This is a genomic window from Priestia sp. P5, from assembly GCF_029522155.1.
In the GTDB taxonomy this organism is placed as follows: Bacteria; Bacillota; Bacilli; order Bacillales; family Bacillaceae_H; genus Priestia; species Priestia megaterium_E.
In genome coordinates this window covers 604,652-622,925 of sequence record NZ_JAKWFJ010000001.1, presented here as the reverse complement: position 1 = coordinate 622,925, position 18,274 = coordinate 604,652, and the positions used below count along the sequence as shown (strand labels likewise).

Sequence of the window (18,274 nt, the reverse complement as noted above, 5' to 3'; positions counted from 1 at the left end):
AAAAAACACCCTTTCTAACTTAGAAAGGGTGTAAGAAAACAAGCTTCGTCTATAACGCGCTTTTCACACACCCTTAGAAACCTCTCTGGATTTCAATTAAAAGGCGTTCTATGAAATTTTTCGTGCTGACGTTTGTTGAACGTTTTCTACTTCTTTTATCTTCTCTTTCGGCAGAACTAGATTCAGCAGAACTCCCATGATAGCAGACAGTGCCATGCTATCAATCTTTACATGTTCTGAGATATCTAAGTGTGCTCCTCCGATTCCTAACACTAAGATAATCGAAGCAATCATTAAGTTTCGTTTTGATCCAAGGTCTACCTTTGCATCCACCATCATGCGCAAGCCTGATGAAGCAATGATTCCGAATAAGAGAATTGAAATCCCGCCCATGACCGGCGTTGGTATACTTGAAATAAGAGCGTTGATTTTGCCGACAAACCCGAACAAAATCGCGAAGACTGCTGCTCCTGCTATCACAAATACGCTAAGCACCTTTGTGATGGCTAACACTCCGATGTTCTCACCGTATGTTGTATTTGGCGGTCCGCCGATCAGCGCAGCAAGCATAGTTGCTACTCCGTCTCCTAAAATCGATCTGTGCAGCCCGGGCTTTTCAATATAGTTTCGATCCACAATCTTATTTAAGACAAGAATGTGTCCGATATGTTCTGAAAGTGTGACGACTGCTACAGGTACCATGATAAGCACAATCCCCAGTGAAATGGACGGCGTGTATGTGACAAACGGCACGTAGAAGTGAGGTACTTCAATCCACTCTGCTTTCACTACCTTTGAAAAGTCTACTAATCCTTGTGTATAAGCGAAGATGTATCCCCCGATAATTCCCATCAGTACCGGAATCAGGCTGATAATGTTTTTAAAGAAGATTGAGCAAGCAACTGTTATCGCTAGTGTCACAAGCGCAACCATCAGGTAAGTTAAGCTGTAATTTCCTTTTGCATCGTTCATAGCCATGCCTACTGCTGTATTAGCTAGTCCTAAGCCTATAACCATAATAACTGGTCCTACTACAACCGGAGGAAGCAGCTTCATAATCCAATTGATTCCTGTTCCTTTTATAATCAAAGCAACGATTCCATAAACAAGTCCGGCTAAGAAACAGCCAACCATCGTTTCTTCAGGTCCAAACGAAGCTTTTGCAAAAATGATTGGCGTGATGAACGCGAACGATGAACCAAGATAAGAAGGAATTTGACCTCTTGTAATGAGCAGGAAAGCAAGCGTTCCTACCCCGCTTGAAATCAAAGCAATTGCCGGGCTGAACCCGACTAGGAACGGCACTAACACCGTCGACCCAAACATTGCAAACAAATGCTGCAGACTCAATGTTAACCAATTTACTGCTTTTGGTTTATCATGTATATCAAGTACAAAATCTCGTTGTTGACTCATATGCTTTTCCTCCTATCACTATTAAAAAACCTCTTTACGCAGAGGCAAAGAGGTTTTCAGCATACAGGGAAGACGCTATACCGCAGTATAGTTTTCCTTGTATAGTGACCCCCCTTTTGCAGCCTCACGGGACTACCATTTAAAAGGGTATATAATTTATTTTTCGTAAATAGACACGTGGTCTTTTTCATCTACTTCCATTAAATGCACCGCAATTTTTTCACTTTTAGCTGTCGGTACGTTTTTGCCAACATAGTCTGCTCGAATCGGCAGCTCGCGGTGCCCTCTATCCACTAAAACAGCCAGCTGAATGAGTTCAGGTCGGCCGATATCAATTAGTGCATCAAGTGCTGCTCGAACCGTACGGCCCGTATATAACACATCATCTACTAAGATGACGTTCTTATTTGCAATATCTGTCGGAATATCTGATCCTTTTACGAGAGGCTCATCATTGCTTGTCACTTTTGATAAATCATCTCGGTAAAGCGTGATGTCGAGTTCTCCGACTGGCAGTGTATTTCCTTCAATTTGTGCAATTCGTTCTGCTAAACGTTTTGCGATATAAATACCTCGCGTTTTAATCCCCACTAGCACACAATTTTCGATTCCTTTATTCTTTTCAATAATCTCATGTGCAATTCGAGTTAAAGCGCGGCGAATAGCCTGCTCGTCAAGTACGGTAGCTTTTACGTTCACTGTTTTTCACCTCAAGTTGTTGACATAAAAAAATCCTCTTGCCTTGAGGCAAGAGGATTTGGTTTTAGACATATTTCTTCAAAAAGGCTATAAGTATGCCTTTTCTGCACCGTTTCCTTCTCAGCCTCTCTGGACTGTTCTTAAAGGTTCTTATTAAGTTAATACAAGTATGCCATCACTTATGGCAGTTGTCAACTTCTTTTTTCAATAAGCTCTAGCATCTCATTAAACTCTTTTGGAGCCGGCGCTTCAAATTCCATATATTCATTTGTACGAGGGTGAATAAAACCTAATACACCAGCATGAAGCGCTTGTCCGTCAATCGGAAGCGTTTTTTTCGGTCCGTACTTCGGATCCCCGGCAAGCGGAAAGCCAATATACTTCATATGAACGCGAATTTGGTGTGTTCGCCCCGTTTCTAGCTTACATTCGACCAGTGAAAAATCTTTAAAACGCTGCAATACAGTAAAGTGCGTCACTGCATCACGGCTGTTTTCATCAGTGACCGTCATGCTTTGACGGTCTTGCTTATCTCGGCCGATTGGCGCATCAATTGTACCGTGATCGTGCGCAATTACTCCGTGAACGATAGCTTTATAGCGACGCGTCACTGTTTTAGCTACAAGCTGACTAACTAGTGATTCATGAGCTAAATCATTTTTTGCAACCATAAGTAAACCAGATGTATCTTTATCAATTCGATGAACGATACCAGGGCGCATAACGCCGTTAATACCGGATAAATCTTTACAGTGAGCCATTAGGCCGTTTACAAGCGTGCCGCTATGATGACCAGGAGCTGGATGTACAACCATGCCGCGAGGTTTATTTACAACAAGCACATCTTGATCTTCATAATAAATATCTAAATCCATTTCTTCCGCTACCACATCTAGCTCTTCTAGTTCCGGCACTTCAATAATAACAGCGTCTCCTGTTTTACATTTATAGTTTCCTTTAACGGTTTTATCGTTCACTTTTGCGTGACCTTCTTTAATCCACTGCTGCACTTGTGAACGTGACCATTCTGCATTTACAGTCGAAAGTACTTTATCAATACGTTCTCCCGCTTGTTCTTCATTTATAACTGTTTCAATTACATTCATTCTTTGTGCTCCTTCTTCATTTTCCCTTCAAACAGCGTCATAATAAACATGATGATTACTCCGACGACAAGTGCCGAATCAGCTACGTTAAAAATCGGAAAATCATACGTAAAGATGTATGTATTTACGAAATCAACTACTTCTTTACGGACCACTCGATCAATAAAGTTTCCAATGGCGCCGCCTAACATTAATGCTAGCGCAAAACCGAACCATTTATCTTGTTTTTTGAGCTTTTGAATATAAATTATTAAACCGACTACCACAACCACCGTAATGAGATAAAAGAACCACATCTGTCCTTGTAAAATCCCCCACGCGGCTCCTCTGTTACGATGAGAGGTAATGTAAAGAAAGTTTTCAATCACGGTGATGCTTTGTCCATAATACATTTCTTTTACAATCATCCATTTTGTTACTTGATCAATAAGTATAACAGCTAAAGCGATAAGATAATAAAACACAAACGTTTTCCTCCCGCAATAAAATCAAACGAATCCATACTAAAGCATTTTAGCACATAATTCATTTTTTTTCTCGCTTCTCACCATAAAACAAATAAATCTTCGTTTGTGCGGGCCGTCGGCATTACTTTTAATTTATGAATAGACATCACTTCGCCAGTTAGTTCATCAATTCCGAACGCACCAACGTCAAGCTTTGCTAACGCGTGTTCTACATCTTTTAAATCGGCTTTAATCATTTCTATTACGTAACGTTCCTTTTCATCTATATAACCAGATTGTTCTGTAGCATATCTCACTAGGCGATCTTGTAATTCTTCTTTAATAAGAGCTAATTCCTGTCCAATGGAAAGATAATTTTCATACATGCAAACGCCTCCTGTGCTGATAAGATGAAGTATTAATGATGTTAGGTTTACCGAGTTTTCCATCGAATCTACAACACAAGTTTTTCCTAAGGCTTTAAATGCTTTATACCATTGTATTTGGGAATTTCGTACAGCAAAAAACACGCCCAAAAAGGACGTGTTTTTGTTCATTACTGCTGAACGTAGTGATTTTTCACAACATCCGCACAGCGTGTACATAAAGTCGGGTGATCTTGATCTTCGCCAACTGTTGGTGATACAACCCAGCAGCGCTCACACTTCTCACCTTCTGCTTTACTTACAACAATTGAAGCATAGCTGAATTTTTGTGCTTCAGCAGGTGCTTCACCTTCTGCTACTTCAAGATCTGAAACGATGAAGAGTTGACCTACATTTTCAGAAATAGATGCTAACAGCTCTTTTGTATCTGCTGTTGGATACAGCGTTAATTTCGCTTCTAAAGACTTACCGATTACTTTTTCATTACGAGCCTGTTCTAGCGCTTTTAATACTTCATCACGAAGCTCCATGAACGCATCCCATTTCTCTACTAATTGATCTGCTCCTTCAATTTCTTGAACCTCTGGCATATCAACTAGCTGCACGCTTTCTTCCTTTACATTTGGAATGTGAACCCATACTTCGTCTGCTGTATGAGAAAGAATTGGAGACACTAATTTCGTTAACGATAATAACGTTTCATAAAGGACCGTTTGAATGCTGCGACGCTCTACATTATTTTCTGCTTCGATGTACAATACATCTTTTGCGAAGTCTAAGTAGAATGAACTCATATCAATTGTACAGAAATTATGCACTGCGTGATAAATGCTTGAGAATTCATATGAATCATAAGATTTTTGCACTTTATCAATTAATTTGTTCAGCTTCACAAGCATGTAGCGGTCTACTTCACGAAGGTCTTCAACGGCTACAGCGTCAGTTGTTGGATTAAAGTCCGCTAAGTTTCCTAGTAAGAAACGGAACGTGTTGCGGATTTTACGATATACTTCTGCTACTTGTTTTAAAATGTTATCAGATACACGAACATCAGCTTGGTAATCTACAGAAGCTACCCATAAACGTAAAATATCTGCACCTAGTTGTTTCATTACTTTTTCTGGAATTACAACGTTTCCTAATGACTTACTCATTTTGCGACCTTCACCGTCTAAAGCAAATCCGTGGCTAAGTACCCCTTTATAAGGTGCTTCACCCGTTACAGCTACACTTGTAGAAAGACTTGAATTAAACCAGCCTCGGTATTGGTCAGAACCTTCTAAATACAAATCAGCCGGACGCTGTAAGTCTTCACGCTCTTCAAGAACAGCTTGATGTGAAGAACCAGAGTCAAACCATACGTCCATGATGTCTGTTTCTTTTGTGAAGCGGCCATTTGGGCTTCCTTCATGAGTAAAGCCTTCTGGAAGCAAGTCTTTTGCTTCACGCTCAAACCATACGTTTGATCCATGTTCTCTAAATAGATTTGATACGTGTTCAATTGTTTCGTCCGTAATGATTGGCTCATCATTTTCAGCATAAAATACCGGAATCGGCACGCCCCATGCACGTTGGCGAGAAATACACCAGTCTCCGCGGTCACGCACCATGTTATAAAGTCGCGTTTCACCCCAAGTAGGCACCCATTTTGTTTTTTCTACTGCTTTTAATAAATCTTCACGGAAATCTTTAATAGACGCAAACCACTGTGCCGTTGCACGGAAAATTGTTGGTTTCTTTGTACGCCAGTCATGTGGGTATGAGTGGGTAATGAAACTTAATTTTAACAGCGCGCCTTCTTCTTCTAGTTTGTCTGTAATCGGCTTATTCGCTTTATCATAGAATAACCCTTCAAATCCTGGTGCTTCATTCGTCATATGACCCTTACTGTCGACTGGGCAAAGAACTTCCAAACCGTATTTTTGACCAACGATAAAGTCGTCTTCCCCGTGTCCCGGTGCTGTATGAACACATCCAGTACCAGCATCCGTTGTTACGTGATCGCCAAGAACAACTAAAGAATCGCGCTTGTAGATTGGATGTTCAGCTACCACGCGTTCAAGTTCTGAACCTTTTACTGTACGAAGTGTCTTATATTCAGCCCATTCAATTTCTTTAGCAACTGTTTCAATCAGTTCAGTTGCCACTACATATTTTGCTCCGTCTGCTTCAACTACGCTGTACTGAAGCTCAGGATTGACAGCAATCCCTTGGTTAGCTGGCATTGTCCATGGTGTTGTCGTCCAAATGATGAATTTTTCATCTTGTTCAAGCACACCTTTACCATCTTTCACATTAAACGCTACGTAAATAGAAGCTGAACGCTTGTCATAGTATTCAATTTCCGCTTCTGCTAAAGCAGATTCACTTGAAGGGGACCAGTACACAGGTTTTAACCCTTTGTAGATGTAGCCTTTTTTCGCCATGTCACCAAACACTTTGATTTGCTGCGCTTCGTACTGCGGCTGAAGCGTTACATATGGATTATCCCAATCTCCGCGTACGCCTAAACGCTTGAACTGCTCACGCTGGCCGTTTACTTGTTCCCAAGCATACTGTTCGCAAAGCTTACGGAACTCAGCTACCGTCATTTCTTTGCGGTTTACTTTTTTATTTTTTGTTAAAGCTGTTTCAATTGGCAAGCCGTGTGTATCCCAGCCTGGTACATAAGGTGCGCAGAAGCCTGACATCGACTTATAGCGAACAATAAAATCTTTTAAAATTTTATTTAAGGCATGTCCCATGTGAATATCGCCATTGGCATATGGAGGTCCATCATGCAGGACGAATAGCGGACGGCCTTCCGTACGTTTTTGTACTTTTTCATAAATGTTCATTTCAGCCCACTGTTCTTGCATTTTAGGCTCGCGGTTCGGTAAATTTCCACGCATCGGAAATTCAGTTTTTGGCATCAATAATGTATCTTTATATTCCATGTTTTACCCTCCAAAAAAAAACGTAAATTTCATATCTTTTTGTACCATAACAAAAAGACCTCCTCATCCCAAAAAGGGACGAGAAGGTCTCCCGCGGTACCACCCTAGTAGATTTGCTGCACGCAAATCCTCTTTGCATTCGTAACGTGAATAAACCGCCACTGCTTACTATCATCATTTCAGCAATGGTACTCTAGGGTGATTTTCACTTTTTTGTTTGTTATCGAGCTCACACCATCCTCGATTCGCTTTGACAAACTAAAAAAGCTACTCTCCCTGTCTCCGTACTGTTTGATATGAAATTTCATCTGTTACCAAATTATATGACAACAAAACGTGAGAAGTCAAGATGATGTCTTGACTAGTCAATTTTTTCTTCTAGCGCTGGCATCTCATAATCCATCAACTGATCCCAGTCATCGCTGTTTAACATTTCAAGCTGTGCTTCGATTAACATTTTGAAACGAGTTCTAAATACTTTAGACTGCTTTTTCGTCTCCTCAATGTCCATCGCAATTTTACGAGACTTAGACAGTGCTTCATTAATAATACGGTCCGCATTTTTTTCTGCTTCTTTTATAATGAGCTTCGCTTCTTTTTCAGCGTTTCGCTTCACATCTTCCGCTGCTTCTTGAGCAATTAAAATTGATTTATTTAACGTTTCTTCGATGTTAGTAAAATGTCCAAGACGATCTGTTAATTCAGATACTCTTCCTTCTAACTCCTTTTTATCACGCATTACCAGCTCATAGTCTTTAATTACTTGGTCAAGAAACTCATTTACTTCATCTTCATCATATCCGCGAAACCCGCGATTAAACTCTTTGTTATGAATATCCAAAGGGGTTAAAGGCATCTAGGCCACCTCCGTGTTGTCTCATTACATCATTAGTAATGGTTTATTCGACATATTTTTAAAATTTCCTGCTAGTAGATTTCTTTATTTCTGCTTTCCTACAACAATTCGCCATTTTTCTTTTTTGGTTTTGCCTTCAAGTGAAACGATACGACTTCTGCCGTGGCCACGAAGCGACAAAATATCACCTTCATGACATTCAAAAGACGGCTGTTCAATGACTTTAAAATTTACTTTTACCGCTCCATTTGCAATAAACGGCTGGACTTTTTGTCTTGATAAATTGTGAATAGTCGACAGCAAAACATCAAGCCTCATTGAAGAAACTGTATAAACGTGTTCAATCAGCTCTTCTTTTACCACATGCAGCTGCTCTCTTTGAATAGAAGAAAGTGAAACTTTGGCTTTTCCAATTGATGTTAAATTCATCTCAATATAGGAAGAAATTTCCTCTGCAGCTACAAGCTGAATATCGTCTCCCGCGACCAAAATATCTCCAAATTTTGAACGGCGCAGTCCTAAAGACATCGCCGAACCAAGAACTTGAGGATGTTCAATTGTCACAAACTTTTTAGGATAATTGAGCTCGTACATACACAACTGAAAATCTTCGCTTTGAGGTACATAGTAATCCGGATATAGCAGCGCACGCTTGCGTTCAGCAAACGGTTGTCCACCATCAAATGAAACTTGAACCTCTCCTTCAGTCCCGACAATAGCCGTCACAATCTGCTGTTCTCTTGGATCTAAAAAGTCCGTTAATTTTGGGCTGTATTGATGTAGGACATCTTCTTTCCACTGAAGAACCTGGTCAATAAATCCATGTTCTTCTTGCCTAAAATGTTCATAAATAGACATATTATTACTCCTACTATTGGTATGTAAAAAAGGAATCCAGCGATTCCTTTTTAAATAAATCCAACCATACTGTGAAGTGAACGTACCCCTGCTTGCGCAAATCGTAGTAAAAAGATTGCAACAAGAGGTGAAATATCAATCATGCCAATCGGCGGAATGATTTTACGAAAAGGCTCTAAGTAAGGCTCACAAATACTGCCAAGCAGCTGACCAAACTTAGATGCCCTTACATCGGGTACCCAAGACATCAAAATGTAAATAATTAGTGCCCATGAGTAAAGACCAATCAATTGCCCAAGAATCCCAAAAACGATGTCCAAAAACTACCACCTCTTTACGTTTGTTGTATCGTGTTCTCCCATCATATCTGAAATGCTTCCGCTTACGTCTACATTATCAGGTGTACATAAAAAGATGTCGGTTCCAATTTTTTGAATGTCCCCGCCTAAAGCATAAACTGTACCACTTAAAAAGTCGACAATTCTCACTGCTTGATCTCGTTGAATGCGCTGTAAATTAACAACTACGACTTTACGATTTTTTAAATGATCCGTAATTTCTTGTGCTTCGGCATAGACGCGCGGTTCGCAAAGCATCATTTTTGATGATTTTTGAACGCTTTGCAAGCTAATCACATTTTGCTGCTGATTCGGCTGCTGACTAGCTTTCACTGCTGGTCTCGACTGCTGTACAGGCTCTTCTACCGACTCTTCTTGTTCGTAATGTTCTTCTACATATTCAGTATCGTCATCAAGAGCAAAGAAACTTCTAAAGCGATTTTTCATACTCATCTTGAATTACACCTCCTTAACGTTCATTCCCAACTAACGTGGTTCCTAGTCGAATGAATGTTGCTCCTTCTTCAATTGCAATTGCATAATCGTTTGACATTCCCATTGATAGCTCCGTACAAGGTGCATACGGGAGGTTTAGTTCTTGTATACGATCCTGCAATTTCTTTAGACCTTGAAAACAGCTGCGAAGCAAGGACTCGTCATCTGTGTGAGGAGCCATGGTCATTAATCCAACTACTTGGATATTTGTAAATGTTTCAAGAGATTGAATAAATGGAATTACCTCTTCTACAGCAAGGCCATGCTTCGATTGTTCTTCGGCAACATTAACTTGTACAAAACATTTTATACGATGTCCTGCACGTTTATCAATTTCTTTTGCTAAAGATAATCGGTCTAGTGAATGAATATAGTCAACTTTATCAATCACATTTTTTACTTTTCTTGTTTGTAAGCTTCCGATAAAATGCCAGGTCGCTTTCTCACCGATTGATTCATACTTTTCTAGAAGACCTTCATCCCTGTTTTCTCCGAGATGTAAAATGCCTGCATCCACTGCTTCTGCTGCTCGTTTTGTGGAAACGTATTTTGTTACAGCAATCAGCTCTACATCTTCTCGATTTCGATTAACTTTTTTACATGCTTCAGCAATTGTTTGTTGAACTGCTTCTAGATTTTCACTTACGCTAGCTGTCACTATGTAATTACTCCTCCTTAAAGCCTATGAAGTTAAACATGCGTCCTGTTTTCCCTTGGTCGCGGCGATGTGAGAAGAACAGGTCATCTTCACAGCTTGTACAATACGACGATGTTAAAATTCGTTCCGGCAATACGCCTGCGTTTTGAATCAGCAGCTTATTGACTTTTTTTAAATTAAGCGCGTATTGTCCAGGGCTTACTTCTTGATATCCATTTTGGCCAACTACTTCGTTTACTTGTGTAATGACGCGGTTATCGACAACATAACAGCAATCTTCAATCGAAGGGCCAATCGCCACGTAAATATCTTCAACCGGAACATTTTCTTGCTCTACCCACCGCCGAATCATATTTCCTGCAATATCTTTTACTGTTCCCTTCCACCCAGCATGAGCAAGACCAACTAAATGGTGATCAGGCGCATAGAAGTACAGCGGAACACAATCTGCATAACATAAAGCTAACAAAATATCAGATTCATTTGTATAAATGCCATCCGCTGCTTTTATGCCCTCTTCATACTTGTAGAGTCCTTTTGTACAGTCGGCTTTTGTTACTTTTTGAACAGTTGCTTCATGTACTTGTTCAGCACATACAAAGCTTTCAAAAGACATGTCTAGTTCGGCTGCTAAAATTTTTCTATTTGTAATAACATCTTCTACGTTATCGTTTACGTGAAGCCCTAGGTTAAAAGAAGCAAATGGAGGTTTACTCACGCCACCATTTTTTGTGGTGAAACCAACAACAAGCATATCATTCTTTTCTACCCAAGGGCTCAGCCACATAAACGACTCGTGATGGCTTTTTTTTAATGGCTCAGGATTCATGTATGTGACACATCCCTTGTTTCATTTGTTCTCACATATTGTACCACAGATTGCTAGGTGCTGTTGACAAAAAACTAATTCTCTTCAGGCTGAAATGCGTCTTTATAACGTACTAAAATGACATCAGAACCAATTTTCACAATATTTTTCCACGGAATCACAATTTCATCATCTTTTCCAAAGAAGCCCAATACACGAGAGCCTCCGATAATGACGGCCTGTATTTTTCCCGTTGTTAAGTCAATATCAATATCCCCTACATTTCCAAGTTTTTTGCCATCAGCTACATTCACTACGTCTTTCAGCTGAAACTCTGAAATCTTTAACATGCTCTCTCCTCCTATAGCCAACTTTATTCCTTAGCCTATATATATTTTCAAATTTTCATTTCATGAAGGAAAAGCTTATTTTTTCTCTGCCATTCTCTTTCTATAAGCATTTTGTTCACTAATTACACAGTTTTTCATCAAGAGACATTCTCAACAAGCAGCGAGAAGTCCTTATAGCAATAGGAAATCTAACATGAATATCTTTTGGTCATGTATTCATTGATACATACAAAATAAGCACCGCGTCTGTTTTTATAGACACGATGCTTATTAAGTTGAACATCAAATAAAGTGAATGGTATTAATTATATGAACGCGAGCAGCTGCCAGTTTAGATAGCTTTTGTTAACTTTGAATATTTTTATTCATCTGTTTAATAGCAGCTTTTTCTAAACGAGAAACCTGCGCTTGAGAAATACCAATTTCTTCAGCCACTTCCATCTGTGTTTTACCTTGAAAGAAGCGCTTTCGTAAAATTAGTTTTTCTCGCTCGTTCAATCTTCTCATACCTTCTTGCAAAGCAATTTCTTCAATCCAAGTTGAATCACGGTTGCGTTCATCGCTTAGCTGATCCATGACATAGATTGGGTCTCCACCATCATTGTAAATAGGTTCAAATAGAGAAACCGGATCTTGGATAGCATCTAAAGCAAACACAATTTCTTCATGCGGCACTTCTAGGACTTTTGAAATTTCCTCAGCTGTAGGTTCCTTGGATGTTTCACTCATAAGCCTTTCACGAACTTGAAGAGCTTTATAAGCAATATCACGAAGGGAACGAGAAACACGGATTGGATTATTGTCACGTAAATAGCGGCGAATTTCCCCTATAATCATTGGGACAGCATATGTAGAAAACTTCACGTTTTGACTTAAATCAAAATTGTCAATGGATTTCATTAATCCAATACACCCAACCTGAAATAAGTCATCAACAAATTCTCCACGATTGTTAAAACGTTGAATCACGCTGAGTACGAGACGTAAATTTCCGCTTACTAGCTTTTCTCTTGCTGTTCCATCTCCAGCCTGCATTTGTTTAAACAACTTTCGCATTTCTTCATTTTTTAATACGGGAAGTTTCGAAGTATCTACTCCACAAATTTCTACTTTATTTCTTGTCAACTCTTTCCCTCCTAACAGGAGATGATGTTCTGAATTCAGTATCTCCTCAGAAGGAAAAAATATGCACTTTTACAATTCTGACAATTCCACGCTAAAAAAGCTGATTGTATAAGATGCTTCTCAGCCCTTATACAATCAGCTTTTTTACTTAAACCATTTTATTAAATTCTTTTCGCAGCCGTTTAATAATTCGTTTTTCGAGCCTTGAAATATAAGACTGAGAAATGCCTAGCATATCAGCTACATCTTTTTGCGTTTTTTCTTCTCCGCCGGCTAGCCCAAAGCGCAGCTCCATAATTTGCTTTTCCCGATCATTTAATTGGTGCAGTGCTTTCAGCAAAAGTTTTCGATCTACATTCGCTTCTAGGTCTTTTGTGATGATATCTTCTTCGGTTCCCATCACGTCAGATAATAACAGTTCGTTTCCATCCCAATCAATATTTAACGGCTCATCAAATGAAACTTCAGATCGAATTTTATTGTTGCGGCGCAAATACATTAAAATTTCATTTTCAATACAGCGAGAGGCGTACGTCGCTAGCTTAATTTTCTTTTCAGGATTAAACGTGTTTACTGCTTTAATTAAACCGATGGTACCAATGCTAATTAAATCCTCAATATTGATTCCCGTATTTTCAAACTTGCGGGCAATATAAACAACAAGTCGCAAATTACGCTCAATCAACAGTGAACGTGCTGCTTCATCTCCTGATGGAAGTTTTTTCAAGAGCACTTCTTCTTCATCTTTTGTTAAAGGTGGTGGAAGAGCTTCACTTCCTCCTATATAGTACACTTCATCTGTTTTTAGCTTAAGTTTAATTAATAATTTGTACCACCATAATTGAAATCGAATTCGATATGTAGCCATTCTGTATCCTCCTTTATTTGTTCACACCTTTTACGATGCGGAACTTACTTCTCCAATAACGATAAGCTTCGGATGAACAATACATTCATATTGCTTCTCCACTGAAAGCGTTGTATGACTAATACCTACTAATACTTTAGTGACTTCAATCGTGTTGGACTGATGTACCAGCCTTACCATATCTGGCTTTAGAGCAAGCAGCAGCTGATTGGCTTGGCCTACGCTTCGATAAGGGACAAAGCGGACTTTTGAATACCACTCTTGATCAATATCTTCGCTGTGTGAAAAGGATTGAACATTTTTGCTTAATTCCATTAAGCCTTCAGGCAATATTTCTTTTAAAGAATCTGCTGTAACAATCATAACCGGGGTTTTCGTCAGCGGATCTACAAGCTGATTCCCACTATCAATAAGTCCTTTCATCAACAGCGTCTGTTCGTTTAAAATAACTTCTACATCTACCAGCTGATCAAATGTAATATTTTTCATTCGCAAATCATCAACTCGTGCTTTTGAAAAATAAGATAATAGCGGAAAACCAATAAGAACAAATATCCAGCTAATAGGATCACCAAACTGTGGAGATTTCGTATCAACCATTTGATTAAGAACAAGGAACTGATCTTGAAATAAAAAGTGAACGCCCATTAACCCTCCACCAACAACAAAGGTTGCAAAATAAAACGTTAATAAATTCTCAAAGAAAAAGCGCAGTCGTTTATAACCAAACGCCATCAATACCATAAAAAACGAGAATAAAATTTTAATAGCAGGATGAACCATAAGATGAGAAAAAGGTGTAAACATAAGAAGGACAATCAATGAACCGATAAAGCCGCCAAGCAAAAGCCGCCACCACTTGTAATTCCGTTTAAGTACAACAGCACATAACATTAGTAAGATCGTATCTAACCCAAAATTCAGCATCCATATTAAATCTAAATAGATTGGCAATGTTTATAACCTCTCCATTCTTTCTGAATTTTTCTGTTAAAAATTAGTATATAGTACATCCTATTAGAAAGTCTGTCAGTTCATGCCGAGAAACAAGCAGTATTTTTGAGGAAATCATTCGATATTTGTCACACCATTTTTAGAAAGAAAACACAAACCCTTTGAAGGCGTCATATTGACCATGTCGAATGTTTTTTATACTCTTTTTGAGTTTTCTAGATTCATTGCATAAAAAAAGACCTCTGTATAAAACAGAGGTCTTGGCTTTTTATTTTCTTAGCGTCTACGATTACGGTTTCGTAAGAATGTTGGAATATCTAGCGCATCTTCAGACTGTGGCTGAGATGGACGCGTATATTCTTGCTGTACAGGTTCTTCACGCTTTACTTCACGCTTTGGCTGTGGAGCCGGTTGCTGTGTCGATTGCTGCATGCGATTCGCCGATAACGAAGGGCGACCTGGTTTTGGCTGTGATAAATCTTGGTCACTAAAGCCAGTTGCAATAACTGTAACAACAATCTCGTCTTTTAGGTTTTCGTTAATAACAGATCCAAAGATCATGTTCACTTCTTGGTCAGAAGCCGAAGCAACGATATCTGCAGCTTCTTGTACTTCGTAAAGACTTAGGTTTGTACCGCCTGTGATATTCATTAACACACCTTGAGCTCCATCGATAGATGTTTCAAGAAGTGGACTTGAAATAGCTTTTTTAGCTGCTTCAGCAGCGCGGTTTTCACCAGTCGCAATACCGATACCCATAAGTGCAGATCCTTTATTAGACATAATTGTTTTCACGTCAGCGAAGTCTAAGTTAATTAATCCAGGAACTGCGATTAAATCTGAAATACCTTGCACACCTTGTCGTAATACGTTATCCGCTTCACGGAACGCTTCTAGCATTGGCGTGTTTTTATCAACGATTTCTAATAAGCGATCATTTGGAATAACAATCAGCGTATCCACTGCTTCTTTCATTGACGCAATACCGCCTGCTGCTTGAGTAGAACGCTTACGGCCTTCAAACGTAAACGGACGAGTAACAACACCTACCGTTAGTGCTCCTAGCTCACGAGCAATTTGGGCAATGACTGGAGCTGCACCAGTTCCAGTTCCTCCACCCATACCAGCTGTTACGAAAACCATGTCTGCACCTTTTAGTGCTTCTTGGATTTGTTCCTTACTTTCTTCAGCTGCTTTTTTACCAACTTCTGGATTAGCACCTGCACCTAATCCTCTTGTTAATTTAGCGCCGATTTGCATTTTTGTTTCAGCTTTTGATAAATTTAATGCTTGTGCATCTGTATTAACTGCAATAAATTCTACACCTTGGACGCCATGTTCAATCATTCGGTTAACCGCGTTGTTACCGCCGCCTCCGACACCGATTACTTTAATCGTCGCTAATTGGTCTACACTTGTATCAAACTCCAACATGATAGTTCCTCCTAATTCTTCGAAATTACCAATCCGTAACGTTAATCAAAGAAGTATCCAAAAAACTTCTTCATTAAATTTTGGTCATTTTTCTTTTTCGGCTGCTCAGCTGATTGTTGCGGCTGCTGTGGTTTCGGGCTAGGTTTGATCATTTCTTGCTCAATCGGCTCTTCTTCCACAACTGGCGCTCCAATTTCTCGGCCTTGTATTTTAGCATTTTTGTATGCAAATTTTATTAATCCTACGCCTGTTGTATAATGCGGCTCACGTACTCCAATATAATCAGGCACTGCTATGCGCACGTTATTCTTTAAAATCACTTGAGCTAGCTCAAGGATACCAGGCATCGCTACTACTCCGCCTGTTAAAACAAACCCTCCTGGAATATCTTTGTATCCTAGGCGATTTACCTCTTGCGTAATCATATCTAAAATCTCTTCTAGTCTAGCTTCAATAATATCAGAGATTTCAAGCTGATTAAACTGCTGATGCTGATCGCTTCCAATGATCGGTACACTAAATACTTCTTCTTCAGAAGCATGATCGTAGAAAGCATGTCCATGCTTTATCTTAATGTTTTCCGCATCTTCAGTCGATGTGCGAAGGCCAATCGATAAATCCTTGGTAATGTGCTCTCCGCCAACAGCTAGTACATTTGTTACTTTCAAATGTCCTTGGTCAAAGATCGCAACCGTTGTTGAACCTCCACCGATATCTACCAGTGCGACACCTAAGTTTTTTTCATCACGAGATAATGCAATTGAACCAGCGGCTAGAGGCTGTAAACAAATATCACTGATTTCTAAACCAGCTCTTTCTACACAGCGTAATAAGTTATGTAAAACCGTTCTAGATCCCGTTATGATTGTGCCTTCCATTTCTAAACGTACCCCAATCATACCTCTAGGATCATTAATACCTTCTAAGCCATCTACAATAAATTGCTTTGGAATAACATCAATGATTTCACGATCTGGCGGGATAGACATGACTTGAGCAGCATCAATTACTCGATGAATATCTTCGTTTGTAATTTCACGATTTTCGCTTGACACGGCTACTACTCCGTGACAATCCTGTAAAAATACATGATTTCCGCTTATGCCCACTACAACCTTTTTAATTGTAATGCCTACCATTCGTTCAGCTTGTTCTACTGCTTTTCTAATAGATTGAACTGTTGCATCTATATCAACGATAGAACCTTTTTTTAGTCCGTGTGATTTAACATTCCCTACACCAATGATATTCAATGAATCGTTACTCATCTCTCCGATGATTACTTTCACACTGGATGTACCGATGTCTAAACTAACGTATATTTCATTGCTGTTCATTCTTTGGCACCTCCTTTTTCTTTCTGCACATGTCATCTTAATAAATTAAGAAGAACAACAATATTAATTTTTTATTATATGAAAATATTCAACAAATACATCTGTTTCCCTTTTGTAAAATCAATTTTTTTCAAGTTTTTCACAGACTTTATCTCTTTCAAAGAACAAAACGTTCTGGTTTTGACTTTTTTTTAGATTTAAGCCTAAAATTCACTGAAAAAAGCTATTTAACTACAAGTCTACACTAAGATGTACACTGAGAAAAGCGAAACTTACCTAGAACAAATATTACATTTCCATTTCACAGCAACGGAGAAGAAAATCATATGTATGCAGAATACTTGCATGTGATTATACAATGTACGAGGGCTAGTTTGCCAGTCTCAACTCATCTATTTCCTTTAATTAACACTTATAAAAAATAATTACTGCTTGCTCTTTTTATAAGGTTTAAATGCATATCCTTCTTCTAAATCAATAATACCTTTTTGATCATCACTCAATTTACTTGCAATAGCTGGGTAATGAACAATTTTATCAGAGAAGTTGCTAATTTTCCCGCTTACTTCACGCGTATCATTCATAAACACCTCGATGTGAAGAGGTTCTGATTTTGTCGGCGCATAGTAAATCTCAGAAATAGCCCCTTTTATGCTCTTAGGCGTTTTAGCTAATTCTTGAACCATGCTTTGTATAGCGTCTCCGTCTTTCCAGTCAATTAGCAGCGGAGCGTCGGATGACACTTTCTTAGCACTTACTTCTTTTAAAACTTTTCCATTTTCATTCACAGGGAAATATTTATTCCCCGAGGTTACATATGCAATTCTTGCGTACTCTTTTACGTCGATTACGACCTTATTAGGAAATGTTTTGTGAATGACAGCTTCCTTTACCTCAGGGTTTTTTTCGACTTTTTCTTGAATTTGATCAGCATCAGCTTTCCAGTAGCTGGTTTTTTTGGACAGACCACTCGCTTTGACAATATCCTTATCACTTACATGTTTATTCCCTTGTACTTCAATGTTAGAAACATTACTCAGAGAAGATTGAGAATATACAATAAATAAAATAAGGATGAAAAAGAGTGATAAATACAAAATCAGCCGTCTATTTGCTTTTTGCTTTCGCTGTTCTTGCAGCTTCGGTACCCGATCTTCTAAAACAATTAACTTACCTTTTTCCATTTTTTTCACCCTTATCCATT

The 18,274-nt window shown here is 39.0% G+C and carries 19 protein-coding genes and 1 other annotated feature; all 19 genes read right to left on the bottom strand.

The features are described from left to right. Positions 1–108 precede the first annotated feature (108 nt). Entirely contained in the window at positions 109–1,416 is a 1,308-nt protein-coding gene (locus MMB69_RS03235) for a uracil-xanthine permease family protein (protein ID WP_014458388.1), read from the bottom strand. 156 nt (positions 1,417–1,572) lie between these two features. Next, complete coding sequence (pyrR, locus tag MMB69_RS03230) at positions 1,573–2,115, bottom strand: bifunctional pyr operon transcriptional regulator/uracil phosphoribosyltransferase PyrR (RefSeq protein WP_013058940.1); 543 nt, start codon at positions 2,113–2,115, stop codon at positions 1,573–1,575. A gap of 191 nt (positions 2,116–2,306) precedes the next feature. Next, entirely contained in the window at positions 2,307–3,221 is a 915-nt protein-coding gene (locus MMB69_RS03225; protein ID WP_014458386.1) for an RluA family pseudouridine synthase, read from the bottom strand. Continuing rightward, positions 3,218–3,685 carry a signal peptidase II gene (gene lspA, locus MMB69_RS03220; RefSeq protein ID WP_221784481.1) on the bottom strand — a complete coding sequence of 156 codons (468 nt, stop codon included), beginning with the start codon at positions 3,683–3,685 and terminating at the stop codon, positions 3,218–3,220. The genes MMB69_RS03225 and lspA overlap by 4 nt, the downstream gene beginning before the upstream one ends. Positions 3,686–3,765: 80 nt before the next feature. Next, positions 3,766–4,053: a conjugal transfer protein TraR gene (locus tag MMB69_RS03215; RefSeq protein ID WP_013058943.1), complete on the bottom strand. Its 288-nt coding sequence runs from the start codon at positions 4,051–4,053 to the stop codon at positions 3,766–3,768. A gap of 170 nt (positions 4,054–4,223) precedes the next feature. Next, a complete protein-coding gene (gene ileS / locus MMB69_RS03210; protein ID WP_115654854.1) occupies positions 4,224–6,989 on the bottom strand; it encodes an isoleucine--tRNA ligase in 2,766 nt (921 codons plus the stop codon). 71 nt (positions 6,990–7,060) lie between these two features. Further along, positions 7,061–7,281 (bottom strand) — a binding site (T-box leader). Positions 7,282–7,350: 69 nt separating this feature from the next. Further along, positions 7,351–7,845 carry a DivIVA domain-containing protein gene (locus MMB69_RS03205; protein ID WP_013058945.1) on the bottom strand — a complete coding sequence of 165 codons (495 nt, stop codon included), beginning with the start codon at positions 7,843–7,845 and terminating at the stop codon, positions 7,351–7,353. Between the two features lie 84 nt (positions 7,846–7,929). After that, the gene (locus MMB69_RS03200; protein WP_221784483.1) at positions 7,930–8,703 is read right to left on the bottom strand and encodes a YlmH family RNA-binding protein; all 774 of its coding nucleotides are present in this window, start codon (positions 8,701–8,703) and stop codon (positions 7,930–7,932) included. 50 nt (positions 8,704–8,753) lie between these two features. Then, complete coding sequence (locus MMB69_RS03195; protein ID WP_014458382.1) at positions 8,754–9,023, bottom strand: YggT family protein; 270 nt, start codon at positions 9,021–9,023, stop codon at positions 8,754–8,756. 3 nt (positions 9,024–9,026) lie between these two features. Next, positions 9,027–9,494 (bottom strand): cell division protein SepF, encoded by a 468-nt coding sequence (locus tag MMB69_RS03190; RefSeq protein ID WP_014458381.1) that lies wholly within the window; start codon positions 9,492–9,494, stop codon positions 9,027–9,029. Positions 9,495–9,510: 16 nt separating this feature from the next. Further along, a complete protein-coding gene (locus MMB69_RS03185; RefSeq protein WP_028411471.1) occupies positions 9,511–10,194 on the bottom strand; it encodes a YggS family pyridoxal phosphate-dependent enzyme in 684 nt (227 codons plus the stop codon). 7 nt (positions 10,195–10,201) lie between these two features. Continuing rightward, positions 10,202–11,023: a peptidoglycan editing factor PgeF gene (pgeF, locus tag MMB69_RS03180; protein WP_048019826.1), complete on the bottom strand. Its 822-nt coding sequence runs from the start codon at positions 11,021–11,023 to the stop codon at positions 10,202–10,204. 74 nt (positions 11,024–11,097) lie between these two features. Further along, complete coding sequence (locus MMB69_RS03175) at positions 11,098–11,352, bottom strand: YlmC/YmxH family sporulation protein (protein WP_013058951.1); 255 nt, start codon at positions 11,350–11,352, stop codon at positions 11,098–11,100. Between the two features lie 345 nt (positions 11,353–11,697). Next, positions 11,698–12,477, bottom strand: coding sequence for an RNA polymerase sporulation sigma factor SigG (gene sigG / locus MMB69_RS03170; protein ID WP_013058952.1), 780 nt, complete (start codon positions 12,475–12,477; stop codon positions 11,698–11,700). Positions 12,478–12,625: 148 nt separating this feature from the next. Next, positions 12,626–13,345 (bottom strand): RNA polymerase sporulation sigma factor SigE, encoded by a 720-nt coding sequence (sigE, locus tag MMB69_RS03165; RefSeq protein ID WP_013058953.1) that lies wholly within the window; start codon positions 13,343–13,345, stop codon positions 12,626–12,628. A gap of 30 nt (positions 13,346–13,375) precedes the next feature. After that, positions 13,376–14,299, bottom strand: a complete 924-nt coding sequence (gene spoIIGA / locus MMB69_RS03160; protein WP_221812629.1) for a sigma-E processing peptidase SpoIIGA — start codon at positions 14,297–14,299, stop codon at positions 13,376–13,378. A gap of 276 nt (positions 14,300–14,575) precedes the next feature. Next, positions 14,576–15,733 carry a cell division protein FtsZ gene (ftsZ, locus tag MMB69_RS03155; RefSeq protein WP_013058955.1) on the bottom strand — a complete coding sequence of 386 codons (1,158 nt, stop codon included), beginning with the start codon at positions 15,731–15,733 and terminating at the stop codon, positions 14,576–14,578. A gap of 41 nt (positions 15,734–15,774) precedes the next feature. Further along, entirely contained in the window at positions 15,775–17,070 is a 1,296-nt protein-coding gene (gene ftsA, locus MMB69_RS03150) for a cell division protein FtsA (protein WP_013058956.1), read from the bottom strand. Positions 17,071–17,495: 425 nt separating this feature from the next. Next, positions 17,496–18,254 (bottom strand): cell division protein FtsQ/DivIB, encoded by a 759-nt coding sequence (locus MMB69_RS03145; RefSeq protein ID WP_016765445.1) that lies wholly within the window; start codon positions 18,252–18,254, stop codon positions 17,496–17,498. Between the last annotated feature and the right edge of the window lie 20 nt (positions 18,255–18,274).

Coding starts and splice junctions, on each gene's coding strand:
- MMB69_RS03235 (WP_014458388.1), bottom strand. CDS start 1,416: ATGAGTCAACAACGAGATTTTGTACTTGATATACATGATAAACCAAAA.
- MMB69_RS03225 (WP_014458386.1), bottom strand. CDS start 3,221: ATGAATGTAATTGAAACAGTTATAAATGAAGAACAAGCGGGAGAACGT.
- MMB69_RS03215 (WP_013058943.1), bottom strand. CDS start 4,053: ATGTATGAAAATTATCTTTCCATTGGACAGGAATTAGCTCTTATTAAA.
- ileS (WP_115654854.1), bottom strand. CDS start 6,989: ATGGAATATAAAGATACATTATTGATGCCAAAAACTGAATTTCCGATG.
- MMB69_RS03205 (WP_013058945.1), bottom strand. CDS start 7,845: ATGCCTTTAACCCCTTTGGATATTCATAACAAAGAGTTTAATCGCGGG.
- MMB69_RS03200 (WP_221784483.1), bottom strand. CDS start 8,703: ATGTCTATTTATGAACATTTTAGGCAAGAAGAACATGGATTTATTGAC.
- MMB69_RS03190 (WP_014458381.1), bottom strand. CDS start 9,494: ATGAGTATGAAAAATCGCTTTAGAAGTTTCTTTGCTCTTGATGACGAT.
- pgeF (WP_048019826.1), bottom strand. CDS start 11,023: ATGAATCCTGAGCCATTAAAAAAAAGCCATCACGAGTCGTTTATGTGG.
- MMB69_RS03175 (WP_013058951.1), bottom strand. CDS start 11,352: ATGTTAAAGATTTCAGAGTTTCAGCTGAAAGACGTAGTGAATGTAGCT.
- sigE (WP_013058953.1), bottom strand. CDS start 13,345: ATGGCTACATATCGAATTCGATTTCAATTATGGTGGTACAAATTATTA.
- ftsZ (WP_013058955.1), bottom strand. CDS start 15,733: ATGTTGGAGTTTGATACAAGTGTAGACCAATTAGCGACGATTAAAGTA.
- ftsA (WP_013058956.1), bottom strand. CDS start 17,070: ATGAACAGCAATGAAATATACGTTAGTTTAGACATCGGTACATCCAGT.
- MMB69_RS03145 (WP_016765445.1), bottom strand. CDS start 18,254: ATGGAAAAAGGTAAGTTAATTGTTTTAGAAGATCGGGTACCGAAGCTG.